This is a genomic window from Homoserinimonas sp. A447, from assembly GCF_054489325.1.
In genome coordinates, this window is record NZ_JBTMWW010000001.1 from 727,746 (window position 1) to 745,995 (window position 18,250).

The 18,250-nt window shown below is 65.5% G+C and carries 17 protein-coding genes; 15 read left to right on the top strand and 2 right to left on the bottom strand.

The features are described from left to right. Positions 1–17: 17 nt before the first annotated feature. The 9 genes from ACX3O0_RS03560 to ACX3O0_RS03600 all read left to right on the top strand — a co-directional run bounded on the left by ACX3O0_RS03560 (position 18) and on the right by ACX3O0_RS03600 (position 9,084). Positions 18–959, top strand: coding sequence for a PhoH family protein (locus ACX3O0_RS03560; protein WP_459091458.1), 942 nt, complete (start codon positions 18–20; stop codon positions 957–959). Further along, positions 956–1,420, top strand: a complete 465-nt coding sequence (gene ybeY, locus ACX3O0_RS03565) for an rRNA maturation RNase YbeY (protein ID WP_459091053.1) — start codon at positions 956–958, stop codon at positions 1,418–1,420. Before ACX3O0_RS03560 ends, ybeY begins: the two co-directional genes overlap by 4 nt. Positions 1,421–1,448: 28 nt before the next feature. Next, complete coding sequence (locus ACX3O0_RS03570) at positions 1,449–2,777, top strand: hemolysin family protein (RefSeq protein WP_459108442.1); 1,329 nt, start codon at positions 1,449–1,451, stop codon at positions 2,775–2,777. After that, entirely contained in the window at positions 2,774–3,676 is a 903-nt protein-coding gene (gene era / locus ACX3O0_RS03575; protein WP_459106825.1) for a GTPase Era, read from the top strand. Before ACX3O0_RS03570 ends, era begins: the two co-directional genes overlap by 4 nt. 478 nt (positions 3,677–4,154) lie before the next feature. Next, positions 4,155–4,781: a DUF559 domain-containing protein gene (locus ACX3O0_RS03580; RefSeq protein WP_459106826.1), complete on the top strand. Its 627-nt coding sequence runs from the start codon at positions 4,155–4,157 to the stop codon at positions 4,779–4,781. A 114-nt stretch (positions 4,782–4,895) separates the two neighbouring features. Then, positions 4,896–6,095 carry a sensor histidine kinase gene (locus tag ACX3O0_RS03585; RefSeq protein ID WP_459106827.1) on the top strand — a complete coding sequence of 400 codons (1,200 nt, stop codon included), beginning with the start codon at positions 4,896–4,898 and terminating at the stop codon, positions 6,093–6,095. Beyond that, positions 6,092–6,760, top strand: a complete 669-nt coding sequence (locus tag ACX3O0_RS03590) for a response regulator (RefSeq protein ID WP_459106828.1) — start codon at positions 6,092–6,094, stop codon at positions 6,758–6,760. Before ACX3O0_RS03585 ends, ACX3O0_RS03590 begins: the two co-directional genes overlap by 4 nt. A gap of 153 nt (positions 6,761–6,913) precedes the next feature. Then, on the top strand, positions 6,914–7,675 hold the full coding sequence (locus ACX3O0_RS03595) for an ABC transporter ATP-binding protein (RefSeq protein WP_459091063.1): 762 nt from the start codon (positions 6,914–6,916) through the stop codon (positions 7,673–7,675). Continuing rightward, positions 7,672–9,084, top strand: coding sequence for an ABC transporter permease (locus ACX3O0_RS03600; protein ID WP_459106829.1), 1,413 nt, complete (start codon positions 7,672–7,674; stop codon positions 9,082–9,084). Before ACX3O0_RS03595 ends, ACX3O0_RS03600 begins: the two co-directional genes overlap by 4 nt. A gap of 34 nt (positions 9,085–9,118) precedes the next feature. Here the strand turns inward: ACX3O0_RS03600 and ACX3O0_RS03605 are convergent, their stop codons facing one another. After that, entirely contained in the window at positions 9,119–9,754 is a 636-nt protein-coding gene (locus ACX3O0_RS03605) for a hypothetical protein (RefSeq protein ID WP_459106830.1), read from the bottom strand. A gap of 181 nt (positions 9,755–9,935) precedes the next feature. Between ACX3O0_RS03605 and ACX3O0_RS03610 the strand changes: the two genes are divergently transcribed. Together ACX3O0_RS03610 and leuA are read left to right on the top strand one after the other, a co-directional pair. Next, positions 9,936–11,279: an MFS transporter gene (locus ACX3O0_RS03610; protein WP_459091069.1), complete on the top strand. Its 1,344-nt coding sequence runs from the start codon at positions 9,936–9,938 to the stop codon at positions 11,277–11,279. A 218-nt stretch (positions 11,280–11,497) separates the two neighbouring features. Continuing rightward, positions 11,498–13,267 carry a 2-isopropylmalate synthase gene (gene leuA, locus ACX3O0_RS03615; RefSeq protein ID WP_459106831.1) on the top strand — a complete coding sequence of 590 codons (1,770 nt, stop codon included), beginning with the start codon at positions 11,498–11,500 and terminating at the stop codon, positions 13,265–13,267. On the opposite strand, the gene ACX3O0_RS03620 is transcribed toward leuA, so the two are convergent. Then, positions 13,264–13,992, bottom strand: coding sequence for an SDR family oxidoreductase (locus ACX3O0_RS03620; protein WP_459106832.1), 729 nt, complete (start codon positions 13,990–13,992; stop codon positions 13,264–13,266). The genes leuA and ACX3O0_RS03620 overlap by 4 nt on opposite strands. Before the next feature lie 85 nt (positions 13,993–14,077). Between ACX3O0_RS03620 and recO the strand changes: the two genes are divergently transcribed. From recO to ACX3O0_RS03640, 4 genes are all read left to right on the top strand, one after another. Next, positions 14,078–14,824: a DNA repair protein RecO gene (recO, locus tag ACX3O0_RS03625; protein WP_459091075.1), complete on the top strand. Its 747-nt coding sequence runs from the start codon at positions 14,078–14,080 to the stop codon at positions 14,822–14,824. After that, positions 14,821–15,627: an isoprenyl transferase gene (locus ACX3O0_RS03630; RefSeq protein WP_459091077.1), complete on the top strand. Its 807-nt coding sequence runs from the start codon at positions 14,821–14,823 to the stop codon at positions 15,625–15,627. The genes recO and ACX3O0_RS03630 overlap by 4 nt, the downstream gene beginning before the upstream one ends. 9 nt (positions 15,628–15,636) lie before the next feature. Then, positions 15,637–16,716 carry an aminotransferase class V-fold PLP-dependent enzyme gene (locus ACX3O0_RS03635; protein ID WP_459106833.1) on the top strand — a complete coding sequence of 360 codons (1,080 nt, stop codon included), beginning with the start codon at positions 15,637–15,639 and terminating at the stop codon, positions 16,714–16,716. Between the two features lie 69 nt (positions 16,717–16,785). Continuing rightward, positions 16,786–18,171: a glycine--tRNA ligase gene (locus ACX3O0_RS03640; RefSeq protein ID WP_459106834.1), complete on the top strand. Its 1,386-nt coding sequence runs from the start codon at positions 16,786–16,788 to the stop codon at positions 18,169–18,171. The last annotated feature ends 79 nt before the right edge of the window (positions 18,172–18,250 follow it).

Consider the following 18,250-nt stretch of genomic DNA (forward strand, 5'->3'; position numbering starts at 1 on the left):
TCGTCGACGATGTCGCCATGGTGCGCCTGCTCGGACCGCAAGACCGGTTGTTGCTCACGATCGAGCAGCAATTCCCGCTGGTCGACGTGATGGTGCGTGGCAATCGCATCACCATCGACGGTGAAGACAAGGACACCAAGGCGGCTGCACGCCTGATAGAGGAGTTGGTTCAACTGGTGCGCAACGACGAAGAATTGGCCGCGATCGATGTCACCGAATCCGCTCGTCTCCTCAGCGAAGACGCGGGTTCGAACCCGGCCAGCACGCTGAGCCAGGCCATTATCACCACCAGGGGCAAGAGCATCCGCCCCAAGACGCTGGGCCAGAAGGACTATGTCGATGCCATCGACGAGAACACGGTGGTGTTCGGCATCGGTCCGGCTGGAACCGGCAAGACCTACCTGGCCATGGCGAAGGCAGTGCAGTCCCTGCAGCGCAAAGAGGTCAACCGCATCATCCTGACCCGGCCGGCAGTGGAGGCGGGCGAACGGCTCGGCTTCCTGCCCGGAACCCTCACCGACAAGATCGACCCATACCTGCGTCCCCTGTACGACGCCCTCAACGAGATGATGGACCCGGAGGTGGTGGTCAAGCTGCTCGCTGTCGGAACCATCGAGGTGGCCCCGCTGGCGTACATGCGCGGCCGCACCCTGAACGACTCCTTCGTCGTGCTCGATGAGGCGCAGAACACCACACCTGAGCAGATGAAGATGTTCCTGACCCGGCTTGGTTTCGGCTCCAAGATGGTGGTCACCGGCGATGTCACGCAGGTTGACCTCCCGGTCGGCACGAGTGGTCTGCAATTGGTGACCAGGGTGCTCGACGGAATGGACGAGATCCACTTCGCCAGGCTTACGAGTGCGGATGTCGTGCGCCACACCCTGGTCGGCCAGATCGTTGACGCCTACACGAAGTACGACGCCGAACAACAGGCCAACAAGCAGGGGAATCGCCGATGAGCATCGAGATCAACAACGAGTCGGTCATACCCGTCGATGAAGCAACCCTGCAGCGACTGGCGGTCTACACGCTCGATCAACTGCACGTGCATCCGGATGCCGACCTGTCGATCGTGCTGGTTGACGAGGCGGCGATGGAGCAACTGCACGTGCAGTGGATGGATGAACCCGGTCCCACCGACGTGCTCAGCTTCCCGATGGACGAGCTGCGCCCGGGGACGGAAGACGCGATCAGCCCGGCCGGGTTGCTGGGTGACGTCGTGCTCTGCCCGCAGGTAGCGGATGCGCAGGCCGAGACGGCTGGGCACAGCACCCTGGATGAGTTGCTCATGCTGACCGTTCACGGCATCCTCCACCTGCTCGGATTCGACCATGCTGAGCCTGCGGAGGAGAAGGAGATGTTCGGGCTGCAGCGCGACATCCTCATTGGCTTCACCATGGACGAACGCCGGAACAACTGATGCCCCGACGTCCGGAGCCCCGGCCGTGATCGCCGTCTTCATCAGCATCGCGGTGCTGCTCGTCGCTTTCGGCGGGCTCATGGCGGCAGCCGATGCCGCGCTGACGGTACTCTCCCGCATCGACCTGCTGGAGTTGGCCGGCAAGTCGCGGTCAGCCAAGTCGCTGACCGCCATCGCAACCGACGTCGGAGCGCACGTCAACGCCGTCAACTTCGTTCGTGTCGTCGCCGAGACCGCGGCCGCCGTACTCGTCACCCTGACCTTCGCCTCAATCTTCGACCAGTGGTGGCTCACCCTCCTCTGCTCCGCGTTCATCATGATCGTCACCTCGTTCGTGCTCGTCGGGTCCAGCCCGAGGAGTGTCGGCCGTGAGAATGCGCGCGTCATCATCGGCACTTTCGGCTGGTTGGTGCGGGGCATCCGCGTCTTCCTCGGCCCTGTTGCGGCGGCCCTGGTCGCTATCGGGAACCGGGTGACCCCCGGCCGTCCCAAGACGGTGACGTTCTCGTCCGAGCAGCAACTGCTCAGCATGGTCGACGAGGCCACCGAGGCCGACGTTCTCGAAGAAGAGGACCGCGAGCTCATCCACTCGATCTTCGAGTTCAGCGACACGGTGGTTCGCGAAGTGATGATCCCGCGCATCGACATGGTGACCATCGACGCCACCGACGACATCGGGGCGGCCATGGGGCTGTTCCTGAGCAAGGGTGTCTCGCGGATGCCGGTGATCGGCGATGACATCGACGAGGTGCTCGGTATCGCATACCTGCGTGACGTCGCCCGGCTCACCTTCGAGCAGCCGATCGACGCGGCGGCCATCACCGTGGGCGAACTCGCGCGCCCCGGCATGTTCGTGCCCGAATCCATGAAAGCCGACGACCTGCTGCGCCAGATGCAGCTGGAGTCGAACCACCTCGCCATGGTGGTGGACGAGTATGGCGGAATCGCCGGCCTGGTGACGCTGGAAGACCTCATCGAAGAGCTGGTGGGCGACATCGCCGACGAGTACGACCACGCCGTCGAGGAGGTCAAGAATCTCGGGGACGGTCGCTTCCGGGTGTCCGCCCGACTGCCGGTCGACGAGCTGGGGGAACTCTTCGGTCTCGACCTCGACGACGACGACGTCGACTCGGTCGGCGGTCTGCTGACCAAGCAGCTGGGGCGCCTCCCTCAGGCGGGCTCCACGGCATCCGTCTCCGGACTCGTGCTGACCGCCGACCGCACCGAGGGCAGGCGCAAGCGGCTCAGCACGGTGCTCGTGGAGCGCGACCAGTCACTGATTGACGCCGAACCGCTGGTCGAGCGTCGCAACGAACGCGCCGAAGCAACCCCCAACCGAAAGGCCCAAGACCGATGACGCCCTCCGATTCGCCGTATCGTGCCGGCTTCGTCTCGTTCGTCGGCCGCCCCAACGTGGGGAAGTCGACACTCACGAACGCGCTCGTCGGTGAGAAGGTGGCGATCACCAGCAGCAAGCCGCAGACGACGCGGCGTGCCATCCGCGGCATCGTGCACCAGAGTGACGGCCAGCTCATCCTGGTCGACACTCCCGGCATGCACCGACCGCGCACCCTTCTCGGCGAACGGCTGAACTCGATCGTGCAAGACACCCTCGGCGAGGTCGATGTCATCGGTTTCTGCGTGCCCGCGAACGAGAAGATCGGCCCGGGGGACCGCTACATCAACGAGCAGCTGGATGCGTTCCCGCGCGCCAAGAAGGTCGCCATCGTCACCAAGATCGATGCAACGTCACGGCCGGCCGTTGCCGAGCAGCTGCAGGAGGTTTCGGAACTGCGCGACTGGGAGGCGATCATCCCGGTCTCTGCGCTCACCAGCATCCAGTTGGACATCCTGGCGAGTGAGCTGATCAAGCTGCTGCCGGAGTCGGCGGCCCTGTACCCGGCCGACACCGTGACCGAGGAGGCGCTGGAATCCAGGGTGGCCGAGTTGATTCGTGAAGCAGTGCTGGAAGGTGTCGAGGACGAACTCCCGCATTCGATCGCAATCACCATCGACGACATGATCGAGCGGGAAGACAAAGACCTGGTCGAGATTTTCGCCAACCTGTTCGTCGAACGGGACAGCCAGAAGGGCATCATCATCGGCCACCAGGGCAAGCGGCTCGCCGAGGTCGGTGCGCGTGCGCGAGCGCAGATCGAACCGCTCGTCGGCAAGCAGGTGTTCCTCTCGCTGCGGGTCAAGGTCGCGAAAGACTGGCAGCGGGACTCCAAGCAGCTCGGTCGCCTCGGCTTCTAGGCCCCGCCCTCGAGCTTCGCCCTCCCGCCCTCTCGACGACCCCACTATTTCCGCGAGACCGCACTTTCGGCCCGTTGCGCGTGTGGTTTTGGGCCCGAACTGCGGTCTCGGCGATGGGTGTGGATAGTTTGGGAGGAGCGGCAGCGCGCGATGGGAGTATCGGGCGGTGCCCAGACGCGTCCCGATCCCACCCGGACTGCCTGACGAGTCGTTCACGGTTGCGGACGGCGCAACGGTCGGGCTGTCCAGGTCGCGAATGCGCGGCAAGGACCTGACGACACCGTTCCGTGGAGTGCGAGCCAGCTCCCAAGCGACCACAGTTCTGGGCGCGTGCAGACATTACGCAGCGCGGATGCCACTCCATCACTTCTTTAGTCATCAGACGGCGGCTGCAATCCACTCGATTCCATTGCCGTGGCGGTTCGTTTCGGGCCGTCCAATTCACGTGTCAGCGTTCGATTCCGAACAGGAGCCTCGAATGCGCGGCGTGGTCGTTCACACTGTCCAGACTGAACTCGTGCGCGTTGTGACGGTACACGACTTGCGTGTGACGTCCGTGCTCGACACCTGGTGCGAGTTGTCGACAGTGCTGACGGTGCAAGAACTGGTCATTGCGGGCGATCGGCTCCTAGCGCGGAGCGACCCCCTGTGCACGATTCAGGAATTGCGATCGGCAGTCAGGGCGTTCGCAAGCCGCCGAGGGGTCCGGAAGCTGCGCGAGGCTCTCGAGCTGATCCGGCCCCGTGTCGACTCTCCGAAGGAAACGGAACTTCGGCTGCTCCTGGTGCACGGCGGGCTACCGGAGCCGGAAATCAACGTTCCCATCATCAACCGGTTCGGAGCGCTGATCGGCATTGGCGACATGGTGTCTCCGGAGTTTCGAACCATCGTGGAGTACGACGGGCAACAGCACCGGACGGACGACCAGCAGTACGAAACGGACTCCGACCGAATTTACGAGATCATCGAAGAGGGCTGGCGGATCATCCGCGTCCTCAAGGGTCAACTGCGGTATCGCCCGGCGATGGTCCTCAACCGGGTCCGAATCGCTCTCATCCACGGTGGGTGGAACCCCGAGACCGCAGTTCTGGCTCGAAAACGCTAGCGGTTAGGGCCGAAAGTGCGGTCTCGACGGAATTGAGAGGGTGGGAGTACATCCCGAGGATGATCTTGGCCTCGCGAGGCCCGGCCGAACTGCGGCAGGCCCTAGCGTTGAGGGATGCGTTCGCTGCTCGAGTTCCGCCGCCTGACCCCCGGTCAGCTGACGTTCGACGTGGTGCTGGCAGTCGCGTGCCTGCTCCTGCGGGCATCGATCACCATCCGGGAAGCTCCCATGGTTCCCGTAGTGCTGCTCATGGCGGCGGCTCTCGCGCTCCGCAGGCTCAGCCCGTCGCTCGCCCTGTCCGTCGCCTGGCTGGGGGCGGTTACCCAGCTCACTTTCCGCCTCGAACCTGACCCGTCGAACCTGGCGATACTGCCCGTGCTCTATGCGACCGCGGCGTACGGACCGTCGCGTACGAAGTGGGCCGGCCTGATCTCGGCGGGCGCCGGGTCCGTCATTGCGACAGGTTACCTGGCCCTGTACCCGCTGTTCGGATCCTTCCTCGTGGATGTGCGGCTTGATTCTCCGAACGCCATCCCGCAATTCCTGCTGTACACGGTCTTCCTGTTCGGCGCGTTGCTCGCCACTTTCGGACTCAGCTGGACCCTCGGGCTGCTGTCCAGGACCCGCCGAACGGCGCGTGAGAGCCGCATAGCTCAGCAGCTGGCTGAGGAGGAGGAGGCCCGCGCTCGGCAGGACGTCATCGTCGAACAGGAGCGCAACCGCATCGCGCGCGACATGCACGATGTCGTCGCCCACTCGCTCGCGGTCGTGATTGCGCAGGCGGATGGCGCCCGGTATGCCCAGGCGAAAGACCCTGGCGCCACCGTCGCCGCACTGACCACGATCTCGACCACCGCGAGAGAGGCCCTCTCGGATGTGCGGGTGCTCCTCAGCCAGCTTCGCCACAGCCAGGGGGAGTCGCCCCAGCCTGCGCTGGATGACCTCGACCGCCTCATCGAACAGCTGCGCTCATCCGGGCTGACCATCGCCCGGTCGGAAACCGGCACACCGATGTCTCTCGGTACCAGCCAACAACTCGCGATCTACCGCATCGTGCAGGAGGCGCTGACCAATGCACTCCGCCACGGCCTGGCGGAGGATGAGGTGCAATTGCGGTTCGAGTGGAACCCGGACGGCGTGGAACTCACCGTGATCAATGCACTCAATCCCACGCCCGCGCCGGCGGCAACCGCCGGCCACGGCCTCGTCGGCATGCGGGAGCGGGCAGCGCTCGTCGGCGGCTGGCTGACAGCTGAACCCCGTCAAGGGTTGTTCGTCGTGTCAGCGGGCATCCCACGAGAGGTGAGCGAGTGACGAGGGCGATCCGAGTGGGACTGGTCGACGACCAGGCGCTGTTCCGTGCCGGCATCCGGATGCTCGTGTCGTCGCAGCCCGACCTGGAGTTCGTCGGGGAGGCCGGAAACGGGGTCGAAGGGATCGCCATGGCGGCGGCAAGCCGTCCCGATGTGGTGCTGATGGACATCCGGATGCCCGTCATGGACGGTATCGAGTCCACCCGTGCCATCCTGGCCTCAGCACGGGAGCGCGGCGGCAAGGTACCCCGGATCATCGTGCTCACCACCTTCGACCTGGATGAGGCGGCGACGCGTGCGATCCGTGGCGGGGCCAGCGGTTTCGTGCTCAAAGATGCCGACCCCGAGTTCCTCTTGGCGGCCATCCGCACGGTTCACGCGGGCAACGCCGTGATCGCGGCATCCGCCACCCGTGAGCTCTTCGAACACTTCGACGGCCGAGCCGCGAAGCCGGTCGAACCGGAAGAGTTCCGCAGCCTCACCTCTAGGGAGCGCGACATCTTCCTGCTGGCGGCCCGTGGCCTCAGCAATGCGGAGATTGCGAAGGGCGAGTTCCTCAGCGAGGCGACCGTCAAGACCCACATCAGCCGCATCCTCGGCAAGCTCGGGCTGCGCGATCGCGTGCAACTGGTGGTCTTCGCGTTCGAGCACAGCCTCACCGCGTAGCAATAGTGCCCGTTCCGGATAGAAGTGCCCCGCGCAACAGGCACTTCTATCCGGAACGGGCACTATTGGGGCGTCACGGAGTCATCCGCTGGATGTAGCGACAGCCATCCTGCGCCCGATGTTTCGGACGCCTGGCGAAAATAGCGTTGAGCCATGTCCTTCAATCACGCAGAAGCGGGCCTCGTCGCCCGCGTATCCCACCTGACCAAGTCGTACGGCGACGGGTCATCATTGGTCACAGCCCTCGATGACGTGTCCATCGGCATCCGCCAGGGAGAGTTCACCGCCATCATGGGCCCGAGCGGTTCAGGCAAGTCCACGCTGATGCACATCATGGCCGGCCTCGACTCCCCGACCACGGGGCGCGCCTGGCTGGGCGACACCGAGATCACCGACCTCGGCGACTCCGAGCTGACCGTTCTGAGGCGCCGCCGTATCGGCTTCATCTTCCAGTCGTTCAACCTGGTACCGACGCTCGACATTCGCGGGAACGTCTTCCTTCCGTTCGAGCTCGATGGGCGCAGGCCGTCCACCACTGAGGGGGCATGGATCGACGAGCTCATCGGTTCGCTCGGCCTGGCCGACCGGCTCAGTCACCGGCCGCACGAGCTTTCCGGTGGACAGCAGCAGCGTGTGGCGATCGCTCGCGCCCTGGCCACCAGGCCAGACCTGGTCTTCGCCGACGAGCCGACCGGCAACCTGGATTCGCGGACCAGTCGTGAAGTGCTGTCGCTGCTGGCGGCAGCAAGCGCGGGCTACGGGCAGAGCATTGCCATGGTGACCCACGACCCGATCGCGGCGAGCTATGCCGATCGCATCCTGTTCCTCGCCGACGGCAAGGTCGTCGAAGAGCGTGAGCGGTCGAGTGCCGAAGACGTGAGCCGCTACATGCTGGGAATGGAGCAGCACGCATGAGCTCGCTTCAATCGAAAGTGTCCAGGCCCGCTGAGCACCGGTCCAGCCTGATCGTCACGGCCCTCAGTGCGGCGTTCGGCGTCGCGCTGATCCAGGGAACGTCGTATCTGACTTCGCTTGTCACGGCGGATGACATCGGGAGCCGCGCTGCCGTGCAGCTCGCCCTGGTGATGGTTGCCGGGGTGTTCATCGTCATCGCCGTCTACGTCGGGGCGATCGTCACCGCGAACACCTTCGCCACCATCATCGCCGGACGCACCCGCACCATCGCGCTGATGCGGCTGATCGGCTCCAGTGCATCGGCGCAGCGACGGTCGGTCGCGCGCGAGGGGCTGCTCGTCGGGGTCACAGGTGCCCTGGCCGGAGGCGCTTTCGGGCTCCTGCTGGCGACCGTCGGTGTCCGCTGGGGAGTCGCGGCGGGCAGCATTCCCAGTCTCGACTACGCGATAGTCGAGCCCGCCATCCTGCTGCCCCTGGTCATCGTCGTGCTCGCCACCTGGGCAGCGTCCTGGGTGGGCTCTCGAAGAGTGCTGGCGGTCACCCCGATCCAGGCGACGGGCACTTCGCAGGAGGCGTCGAGGGAGGAGACGCTCAAGCGCCCTGTCCGCAACGCCCTTGCCGGGGTGATGTTCTTCGGCGGCCTCGCCCTGCTGGCCCTGGGTGTCGCACTCGGACTGGTGTCGCCGTTCGGTTTCCTGATCGCATTCCTTGGCGGCATCGTGTCGTTCAGCGGCGTCGTCAGCGGAGCCCATGTCGTCATGCCGCCGATGCTGAGACTTGCCGGGCGGATGCTTGGACGCTCACCGGCATCGCGGATGGCCGCGGAGAACGCGACCCGCTATCCGGAGCGCAGTTCCCGCACGACGATCGGTCTGGTGATCGGCGTCACGCTCGTGACCACTTTTGCGGTGGCGTCCCAGGGATACGTCGACATGATCCTGGCCGCGCAGGAGAACCAGCCGCAGGAATTCGGCGAGATCGACGACATCCTGTACGTGACCGTTGGTGTCTTCTCCGCCCTGATCGGGTTCTCGGCGATCATTGCCGCCTTCGGGATGATCAACAACCTTTCACTCAGCGTGCTGCAGCGCACCAGGGAGCTGGGCCTGCTGCGTGCACTCGGCTTCTCTGCACGCCAGGTGCGGGGCATGATCGTGGCGGAGAGCGCACAGATGACCATCGCTGCGGTCAGCCTCGGTCTCATCCTCGGTATCGGCTACGGCTGGGCCGGCGCCCAATCCCTTCTCGGTGGCATGTATGGGAGTCCTGGCCTGACCTGGCCGTCGATACCGTGGCTGCTCGTGTTGGTGCTGGGTGTCGGCGCCACCGCGTTGACCCTGGCCGCCGCCCAGGTGCCGGCCAGGCGGGCAACATCCGTTTCACCCGTGCTGGCACTCGCCATCGATTGACGCTGTGTCCGGTCGCTGTGTCCGGTCGCCGAGCTCAGCCGGTGACCGGGCGCAGCACCGACTCCACGACCACCACGCCCTCGCCGTACAGTTCGTCGTAGTACTCCTGAATCTGGCCGTCGTCGTAGACGACGCTGACGAAGAGGTAGCCATTCTGGGCACCGGATGCCAGTAGGTCGACAGTCCCAAGCTCGTGCAGTTCGTCCTGGATCGCGATCAGCTCTGCTTCTGGAGTCTCTCCGGCGTTGGCCGGGTCCCGAAGGGGGTCGGGCACGGCCAGGGGGTCGTACAGCGCGAGCATGATGGGCGGCTGGGTCACGGTCATCCGCTCGCCGTCCCAGGTGCCCTGCACGGCGTAGGTTCCCCAGGTGACGGAGCTGGCCGCCTCCTCTCCGTCGACGGATGCCCAGTCCCAGCCGACGAGCTCGGGGCCGGAACATTGCGGGGGATACGACTCGGCCACTCCGCCGAGGCAGAACTCGACCGGCTCGCTGGCGATCTGCAGAACGATGCCCTGGCCGAGCACCTCTCCCGCGGCGGGGATCGCTGCCGGTGGCGCCGGGGGATTGATGTCGATGCCGTTGCCTCCGCTTATGGTCTGCCCGCACCCGGTGAGGATCATGGCACCGGCACAAGCGGTAACGAGCCCGCGGACGAGAAGTCTGGTCATGGTTCAACTGTGGCGGCAGGGCAAGCGCCCCGCCACCCAACCTTTTCGACCACTTCGTCGTCTGGGGTTCAGCTGGTTTGTTGGACTGAGCGAAACAATTCGTTTCAGGCGCTTTCCGTGCAGTAACCTCTGAACGTCGTCGCACCCCCAGGCGACCGAATCGACCCCCGAGATTGGAATCATGGCGATCGACGCTCCCGCCCGGCCCACCCGTTCAACGCGACTGGATGCCCTCCCATTCACCCGGGAGCACCGCAAGGTTCTCGTCGGTTCGGGCCTCGGCTGGGCGCTGGACGCGATGGATGTCGGCCTGATCTCGTTCGTGCTTGCACAACTGGCGATCCAGTGGAATGCGACGAGCCTCGAACTTTCGCTCATCGCGTCATCGGGATTCGTCGGGATGGCGATCGGAGCGGCGCTCGGCGGGCTGCTGGCCGACCGGCTCGGTCGCCGACACGTTTTCGCAATCACGCTGCTGGTCTACGGCCTGGCCACCGGCGCATCCGCCCTGGCTGGCACAGTCGCGGTCTTGATCGCATTGAGATTCGTGGTCGGCTTGGGGCTCGGTGCGGAACTCCCGGTGGCATCGACGCTGGTCAGCGAGTTTGCGCCGCCGCGCATCCGCGGTCGCATCATCGTCATCCTGGAGTCGTTCTGGGCAGTCGGCTGGACCGCCGCGGCGGTCATCGGCTACCTGGTCGTGCCGCTGTCCGCGGATGGCTGGCGCTGGGCCCTGCTCATCGGTGCCGCACCTGCACTGTATTCGGTGATCGTGCGGTTGGGATTGCCGGAGTCGGTTCGCTTCCTCGAGGCGCGCGGCCGTTTTGCGGAGGCGGAAGCGACAGTGCGACGGTTCGAGACCTCCGCCGGCCAGCCGCCAGCGCCCGCGAGGGCGGAACTGCCTGTCTCGGATGCCGCCCCCGCACCAAAGGCACGAGTGCGAGACCTGCTCTCAGCGAAACTCCGTGCTCGCACGGCAGCGCTCTGGCTGGTGTGGTTCTGCGTCAACTTCTCCTACTACGGCGCATTCATCTGGCTGCCGACGATCCTGGTGGCATCCGGATTCTCCCTGATCCGCTCCTTCGAATACACGCTCATCATCACGCTGGCGCAACTGCCCGGCTACGCGGTATCGGCCTGGCTGATCGAGAAATGGGGGCGCCGGCGCACACTGGCGACATTCCTCGTCGGCTCGGCGGCATCCGCGGTGCTGTTCGGGTTCGCTGGCGACGTCTCCCAGGTGATCGCGGCCGGAATGCTGCTGTCGTTCTTCAACCTGGGCGCCTGGGGAGCGCTCTACGCCGTGACGCCTGAGCTGTATCCGACCAGGATGCGCGCGACGGGAGCGGGGTGGGCAGCCGGCGTCGGACGCGTGGCCTCGATTCTCGCGCCACTCGCGGTGCCATTCCTCCGAGACCTCGGCGGAACGCTCACGCTTTTCATCGTCTTCGCCGCATTCTTCGGCCTGGCGGCGCTCAGCTCGTTCTGGCTGCCCGAGCGGCGTGGGGTGGCACTTGAAGACTAGTCACGGGTCTCGGTTCGGTAGCAATCCGGCCGCAGTCGCCGGGTGCCCGGCCGCGATGCTAACCTGAATTCGTGTTGTTCGGTCTGCTCCTCCTTAGCTGCCGCGACGAGTCCTAACCCAGGCCTCACTCGTCGCGGAGTTCGTCGTTGGCTGAGCAGACCAGGGCTGAAAGGTCCAGTACGTGGCCCACAAGGCCGGCAAAGGAGCAGCGAAACACCATGAAAAACACGCAAAAGCCATCGGCAATGCCGATTCACAAGTACCGTCCGTTCCACGAGATGTTGAACGTCGACCTGCCGGATCGAACCTGGCCGGGCAAGCGGATCACCCAGGCGCCGCGCTGGTGTGCCGTCGATCTCCGTGACGGCAACCAGGCACTCATCGACCCGATGAGCCCCGAGCGCAAGCGGATCATGTTCGACCTGCTCGTGAAGATGGGCTTCAAGGAGATCGAGGTCGGTTTCCCATCCGCGAGCCAGACGGACTTCGACTTCGTCCGCAGCCTCATCGACGAGGATGTGATCCCGGACGACGTCACTATCCAGGTGCTCACGCAGGCTCGGGAGGCGCTGATCACCCGCACCTACGAGTCGATCCGCGGTGCCAAGCGTGCCATCGTGCACCTGTACAACTCGACCAGCGTGCTGCAGCGCGAGGTCGTCTTCCGCACTGACAAGCAGGGCATCATCGACATCGCGCTCGAGGGAGCCAGGCTCTGCAAGGCGTCGGAGCACCTCGCGCCCGGTACCGAGATCTATTACGAATACTCCCCGGAGAGCTACACCGGCACTGAGCTCGAATTCGCGGTCGACGTCTGCAACCAGGTCATCGAAGTATTCGAGCCCACCCCCGAGCGCAAGGTCATCATCAACCTGCCGGCGACCGTCGAAATGGCCACCCCGAACGTCTACGCGGACTCGATCGAATGGATGTCGCGCAACCTCGCCCACCGCGAGAATGTCATCCTGAGCCTCCACCCGCACAACGACCGCGGCACCGCCGTAGCGGCGGCCGAACTCGGGTACATGGCGGGCGCCGATCGCATCGAAGGCTGCCTGTTCGGCAATGGCGAGCGCACCGGCAACGTCGACCTGATCGCGCTGGGCATCAACCTGTTCACCCAGGGCATCGACCCGCAGCTGGACTTCAGCGACCTCGACGAGATCAAGCGCACGGCGGAGCACTGCACGCAGCTGAAGGTGCACGAGCGCAGCCCGTGGGCTGGCGACCTCGTCTACACCGCCTTCAGCGGCTCCCACCAGGACGCCATTAAGAAGGGCTTCGAAGCCATGGCTGCCCAGGCCGAGTCCGAGGGCGTGTCCGTGGACGACCTGACGTGGGCCGTCCCGTACCTGCCGGTCGACCCGAAAGATCTCGGCCGCAGCTACGAAGCAGTCATCCGCGTGAATTCCCAGTCAGGGAAGGGCGGTGTGGCCTACCTGCTGAAGGCGGACCACGCGCTCGACCTGCCGAGGCGCCTCCAGATCGAGTTCAGCGGTGTCGTCCAGGCGAAGACCGAGGTCGATGGCGGAGAGGTGACCAGTCAGGAGATCTGGGCGATCTTCAACGACGAGTACCTTCCGGCGACGGATGCCGGCCACAAGTGGGGACAGTACGAACTGTTGCGTACCCAGACCTCGAGTAATCTGTCCGGCTCGGTGAAGCTGCACGCCGACCTTCGGGTCAAGGATGACGAGATCTCGGTCGAAGCGGTCGGCAACGGCCCGGTCGATGCTTTCCTGCAGGTGCTCGCCGGACAGGGGCTCGACGTGAAGCTCTTCGACTACGTGGAGCACGCCATGGGTTCCGGGGGAGACGCGTTCGCCGCAGCGTACGTCGAGCTCGGAGTCGGCGGGAAGACCCTCTGGGGGGTCGGCATCGACCCGGACATCGCAACGGCGTCGCTGAAGGCCATCGTCTCGGCTGTCAACCGGGCGCTCCGTCTCCGCGAGTCGGAGGAAAGCAAGACACTGATCGCAGCCGTTTAGCTCAGGAATTCGCTGAACGTCACGGTCCCGTAGCGGTTCTCCGGCGTCAGGTGATAGCCCGCTGCGTAAGCGGCGAACGTCTTGCCGGGGAGCCGCAACGGAACTATCGGTCGGCGACTTCCGGTTCGTGCCCGGAACATGCGGGCCAGTTCCTTGCTGCTGAGGATTTCCGGCCCGCCGATGTCCGTTGCCCGACCGCTGGGTTCGGCTTGCGCGAGCTCGACGAGGCGCTTCGCGACATCATCGACCGCAATCGGCTGGATCGAGAACGCCGGAGCGAAAAGCACCGGCAGGAAGCGCTGCGCTCGGAACACTGCGAGCACCAGGTTGTGGAACTGCGTGGCCCGCAGGATCGTCCAGGGGATCCCGGAGTGCTCGACCAGTCGCTCGGCGCGAAGCTTCGTTCGGTAGTAGAACAGCGGATGCCGGTCGACCCCGACGATCGAGATGTAGACGAAGTGGGTGACGCCAGCACGTTTGGCCGCTTCGATGAGGTTGTGAGTGGCCTCCACATCCCTGCGCCCATCCGTCGCGCAGTGGATGATCGTGGAGATTCCCGAGAGAGCGGTATCCAGACCGGTGTTCGCTGACAGGTCGGCGACTGCGGTGTCCTGGCCTGGCCGGCGGGAGAGCACCCGCACGTGCTGCCCACTCGACCGGAGCGTGGCGACAAGCACCCGACCCAGGGTGCCAGTGCCGCCGGTGACGAGGATGTTCTGTTCCATGCTCATATTCTGCTCCAGCCGGCTGCCTCGGCCGTGCCGGTGGCGCCTCCCAGCCAAACCCGGGTCGGCATCCGATAATTGACTCATGCCCCTGTACCGCGATGAAGTCGTCGTGCTTCGCACCCACAAGCTGGGCGAAGCCGACCGCATCGTCACCATGCTGTCCCGGCAGCATGGGAAGATCCGGGCGGTGGCGAAGGGGGTGCGCCGTACCGCATCGAAGTTCGGTTCGCGGCTTGAGCCGTTCATGGTGGCCGATGCCCAGTTCTACGAGGGGCGCTCGCTCGACATCATCACCCAGGCCGAATCCATCGGTTCGTACGGTGCGGCGATCACGTCCGATTACGGCAGCTACACGGCGGCCAGTGCCATGGTCGAAACTGCCGACAAGCTGACCGAAGACAACGGAAGCCTGCAGCAGTACCTCCTGCTGGTGGGAGCCCTTCGCTCGCTGGCCCGTCGCGAGCACACCTCCAGTCTGACCCTCGACTCCTTCCTGCTGCGCTCGTTCGCCATCGCCGGGTGGTCGCCGAGCTTCCACGATTGCGCGATGACCGGGGCGCCCGGCCCGCACTCGGCTTTCGTGGTGCAGCTGGGCGGCGTGGTCGCCGACGCGGTCGCGCCCCCCGGCGCGCCACGGCTCGACAAGCAGACCCTGGCGTTGCTGTCCGCGCTCCTCACCGGTGACTGGCCGGTGGCGGATGCGGCGGATGAACGCACCAGGTCACAGGCGAGCGGCATCGTCGCGGCATACGCGCAGTTCCATCTGGAGCGGAAGCTGCGGTCGCTGGAGCACGTGGACCGGGCAACTCGCGAGTCGGCCCCCGCATGACACCGGCGCCCAAGACCCACCGCGACGCGCTCGACTTCAAGCCGGTCGACTGGTCCGGACTCTACCCACCGAAGCTGCCGGCATCCGTCGTCCCGGAGCACGTCGCCATCGTCATGGACGGCAACGGCCGGTGGGCGAACGGCCGGGGGCTCACCCGGGTGGAAGGGCACAAGGCCGGGGAGGCAGCACTGCTCGACGTCGTCGCCGGGGCGATTCAGCTTGGCATCAAGCACCTCAGCGTCTACGCGTTCTCCACCGAGAACTGGAAGCGGTCACCAGACGAGGTGCGGTTCCTGATGGGGTTCAACCGTGACGTGCTGCACCGCAGGCGCGACCAGCTCAACGACTGGGGTGTTCGGGTTCGCTGGGCCGGGAGGAAACCCCGGCTGTGGGCATCCGTCATCAAGGAGCTTCAGTTCGCCGAACGCCTGACGGCAGGCAACTCAGTGCTCACCCTGACCATGTGCGTCAACTATGGGGGACGCACGGAGCTGACGGATGCTGTTCGCGCCCTGGCCGAGGACGTCGCGGCCGGGCGGTTGAAAGTCTCCGGCATCACCGAGAAGGCGATCCAGCGAAACCTGTACGCGCCTGAGCTTCCGGACGTCGACCTGTTCATCCGCAGCTCGGGGGAGCAGCGCACCAGCAACTTCATGTTGTGGCAGAGCGCGTATGCCGAAATGGTCTTCCTCGACACCCTCTGGCCGGACTTCTCGCGCACCGACCTGTGGCATGCCGCCGAGCTCTACGCGTCCAGGAACCGGCGGTTCGGTGGTGCTGTGGATACGCCGACCAACTCCTAGGCTTGCAGCATGACAACGACGTCGGCCACGAGCCGTACCCCTTCTGTCGCGCTACGCAACGCGATCTCGCAATTCGATCCCGACGCCGTGCGCGGTTACCTTGGCGCCGCTTCGATCGGCATTCCCACCCGCGAGACGGTTGATGCGCAGCTGGCCGATATCGAAGCGTGGCGCACGGCGAAGCTCAGCCCGGGCGACTACGACCAGGTGATCGAGCGGACCAGGCGGCACTACGCGACGCTGGTCGGCGTCGATGCCGAGCGCGTCGCCATGGGATCCCAGACATCGGTGATGGTGAGCTTGTTCTGCTCCGCCGTCCCCAGCGGCGCCGAGGTGCTGTGCGTCGACGGAGATTTCAGTTCGGTGGTCTTCCCGTTCCTCCAGCGCGCCGATATCCGGGTGCGTTCCGTGCCGCTCGAGGCATTGGCGAGCGAGATCACCGAGAAGACCTGGCTGGTCGCCTTCTCCTTCGCGCAATCCGCGACCGGCGCCATTGCCGACGTTGATGCCATCGTTGCGGCGGCCACTCGAACCGGCACTTTCACGCTGTGCGACACCACCCAGGCTGCCGGCGTGCACCCCATCGACGCCGCAATTTTCGACGCCACCGTCTGCCACGCCTACAAGTGGCTCTGCTCGCCGCGCGGTGTCGCCTTCCTGACCATCAACGAACGGCTGGGCCAGCAGGTCACGCCGACCCAGGCCGGCTGGTACGCCGGCGACTCGGTGTGGGACTCCTGCTACGGCCCGGCGATGCAGCTGTCACCGTCGGCCCGTCGCTACGACGTGTCGCCGGCCTGGCCCGCGTGGATCGGCGCCGAGCCGGCCATCCGCCTGTTCGCCTCGCTCGATATCGCTGAAGTGTGGCAGCATGCGTCCGGGCTGGGCGACGCGCTGTGCGACGCCCTCGGGATGCCGCAGCAGCACCAGGCCATCGTCACCTGGGCTGACCCTGATGGCAGCGACCTGAAGCGGTTGGCGGATGCCGGACTGACCGTGTCCGGACGCGCCGGACGCCTGCGCACCGCGTTCCACCTCTGGAACAACCTGAGCGACGTGGCCGCTGTCGTGGCTGCGTTGGGGCGGTAGCTCGGACAAGTAGGCTGGTAACCCTCACCTCGACCGCGCATCCAGCACGGTAAGACCTTTGGAGTTTTCTTGGCCAACGCCTCATCCCTCGACCCTGTCATCAACCTCGCCAAGCGCCGCGGGTTCGTCTTCCAGGCCGGTGACATCTACGGCGGATCGCGGTCAGCCTGGGACTACGGGCCCCTCGGCGTCTCGCTGAAGGAGAACATCAAGCGGCAGTGGTGGCAGTTCATGGTCAACGGTCGCGACGATGTCGTGGGCCTCGACTCCTCGGTAATCCTCCCCAAGAAGGTCTGGGAGGCATCCGGCCACGTCGATGTCTTCAGTGACCCGCTCGTCGAGTGCCTCAGCTGCCACAAGCGGTACCGCGCCGACCACCTCGAGGAGGAGTTCGAAGAGAAGAAGGGCCGCGCGCCGGAGGGCGGGCTGGCCGAGATCGCCTGCGCCAATTGCGGAACCCGCGGCCAGTGGACGGAGCCGAAGGAGTTCTCCGGCCTGCTGAAGACCTACCTCGGCCCTGTCGACAACGAATCCGGCCTGCACTACCTGCGCCCGGAGACCGCCCAGGGCATCTTCGTCAACTTCGCCAACGTGCTCGGTGTCTCGCGGATGAAACCGCCGTTCGGCATCGGACAGATGGGCAAGAGTTTCCGCAACGAGATCACTCCCGGCAACTTCATCTTCCGCACCCGCGAATTCGAGCAGATGGAGATGGAGTTCTTCGTCGAGCCGGGCACGGATGAGGAATGGCACCAGTACTGGATCGATGCGCGGATGTCGTGGTACACCGACCTCGGCATCAAGCCGGAGAACCTGCGACTGTTCGAGCACCCGCAGGAGAAGCTCTCCCACTACTCGAAGCGCACCGTCGACATCGAGTACCGCTTCGGGTTCCAGGGCAGCGAGTTCGGCGAGCTGGAAGGCATCGCCAACCGCACCGACTTCGACCTCACCACCCACTCGAAGGCCTCCGGTGTCGACCTGTCGTACTTCGACCAGGCCAAGAATGAGCGCTGGGTTCCCTACGTGATCGAGCCGGCGGCCGGCCTCACCCGGTCGGTGATGGCCTTCCTGGTCGACGCTTACGCCGAGGATGAGGCGCCGAACACCAAGGGCGGCGTCGACAAGCGCACTGTGCTGCGCCTCGACCGCCGCCTTGCACCGGTCAAGGCCGCCGTCTTGCCGCTGTCGCGTAACGAGCAGCTCTCGCCGGTGGCTCGCGAGTTGGCGGCCGACCTTCGCAAGTACTGGAACATCGACTTCGACGACGCCGGGGCGATCGGCCGCCGTTACCGCCGTCAGGACGAGATCGGAACCCCGTTCGCGATCACGGTCGACTTCGACACTCTCGACGACAAGGCCGTCACGGTGCGCGAGCGCGACAGCATGGAACAGGAGCGTGTCTCGCTCGACCGGCTGCAGGGCTACCTGGCTGAGCGCCTGCTCGGCGCGTAGCCGCCTTCAACCACGAAACACTGCCGCGCGCGGCCTTTTCCGTGGTTCGCGGCCACAAAAGTGACAGCGAACCACGGAA

What these genes read in the sequence shown, in the direction of transcription:
- ACX3O0_RS03560 (WP_459091458.1), top strand. Translation starts at nt 18, where the DNA reads ATGGTGCGCCTGCTCGGACCGCAAGACCGGTTGTTGCTCACGATCGAG.
- ybeY (WP_459091053.1), top strand. Translation starts at nt 956, where the DNA reads ATGAGCATCGAGATCAACAACGAGTCGGTCATACCCGTCGATGAAGCA.
- era (WP_459106825.1), top strand. Translation starts at nt 2,774, where the DNA reads ATGACGCCCTCCGATTCGCCGTATCGTGCCGGCTTCGTCTCGTTCGTC.
- ACX3O0_RS03580 (WP_459106826.1), top strand. Translation starts at nt 4,155, where the DNA reads ATGCGCGGCGTGGTCGTTCACACTGTCCAGACTGAACTCGTGCGCGTT.
- ACX3O0_RS03585 (WP_459106827.1), top strand. Translation starts at nt 4,896, where the DNA reads ATGCGTTCGCTGCTCGAGTTCCGCCGCCTGACCCCCGGTCAGCTGACG.
- ACX3O0_RS03595 (WP_459091063.1), top strand. Translation starts at nt 6,914, where the DNA reads ATGTCCTTCAATCACGCAGAAGCGGGCCTCGTCGCCCGCGTATCCCAC.
- ACX3O0_RS03600 (WP_459106829.1), top strand. Translation starts at nt 7,672, where the DNA reads ATGAGCTCGCTTCAATCGAAAGTGTCCAGGCCCGCTGAGCACCGGTCC.
- ACX3O0_RS03605 (WP_459106830.1), bottom strand. Translation starts at nt 9,754, where the DNA reads ATGACCAGACTTCTCGTCCGCGGGCTCGTTACCGCTTGTGCCGGTGCC.
- ACX3O0_RS03610 (WP_459091069.1), top strand. Translation starts at nt 9,936, where the DNA reads ATGGCGATCGACGCTCCCGCCCGGCCCACCCGTTCAACGCGACTGGAT.
- leuA (WP_459106831.1), top strand. Translation starts at nt 11,498, where the DNA reads ATGAAAAACACGCAAAAGCCATCGGCAATGCCGATTCACAAGTACCGT.
- ACX3O0_RS03620 (WP_459106832.1), bottom strand. Translation starts at nt 13,992, where the DNA reads ATGGAACAGAACATCCTCGTCACCGGCGGCACTGGCACCCTGGGTCGG.
- recO (WP_459091075.1), top strand. Translation starts at nt 14,078, where the DNA reads ATGCCCCTGTACCGCGATGAAGTCGTCGTGCTTCGCACCCACAAGCTG.
- ACX3O0_RS03630 (WP_459091077.1), top strand. Translation starts at nt 14,821, where the DNA reads ATGACACCGGCGCCCAAGACCCACCGCGACGCGCTCGACTTCAAGCCG.
- ACX3O0_RS03635 (WP_459106833.1), top strand. Translation starts at nt 15,637, where the DNA reads ATGACAACGACGTCGGCCACGAGCCGTACCCCTTCTGTCGCGCTACGC.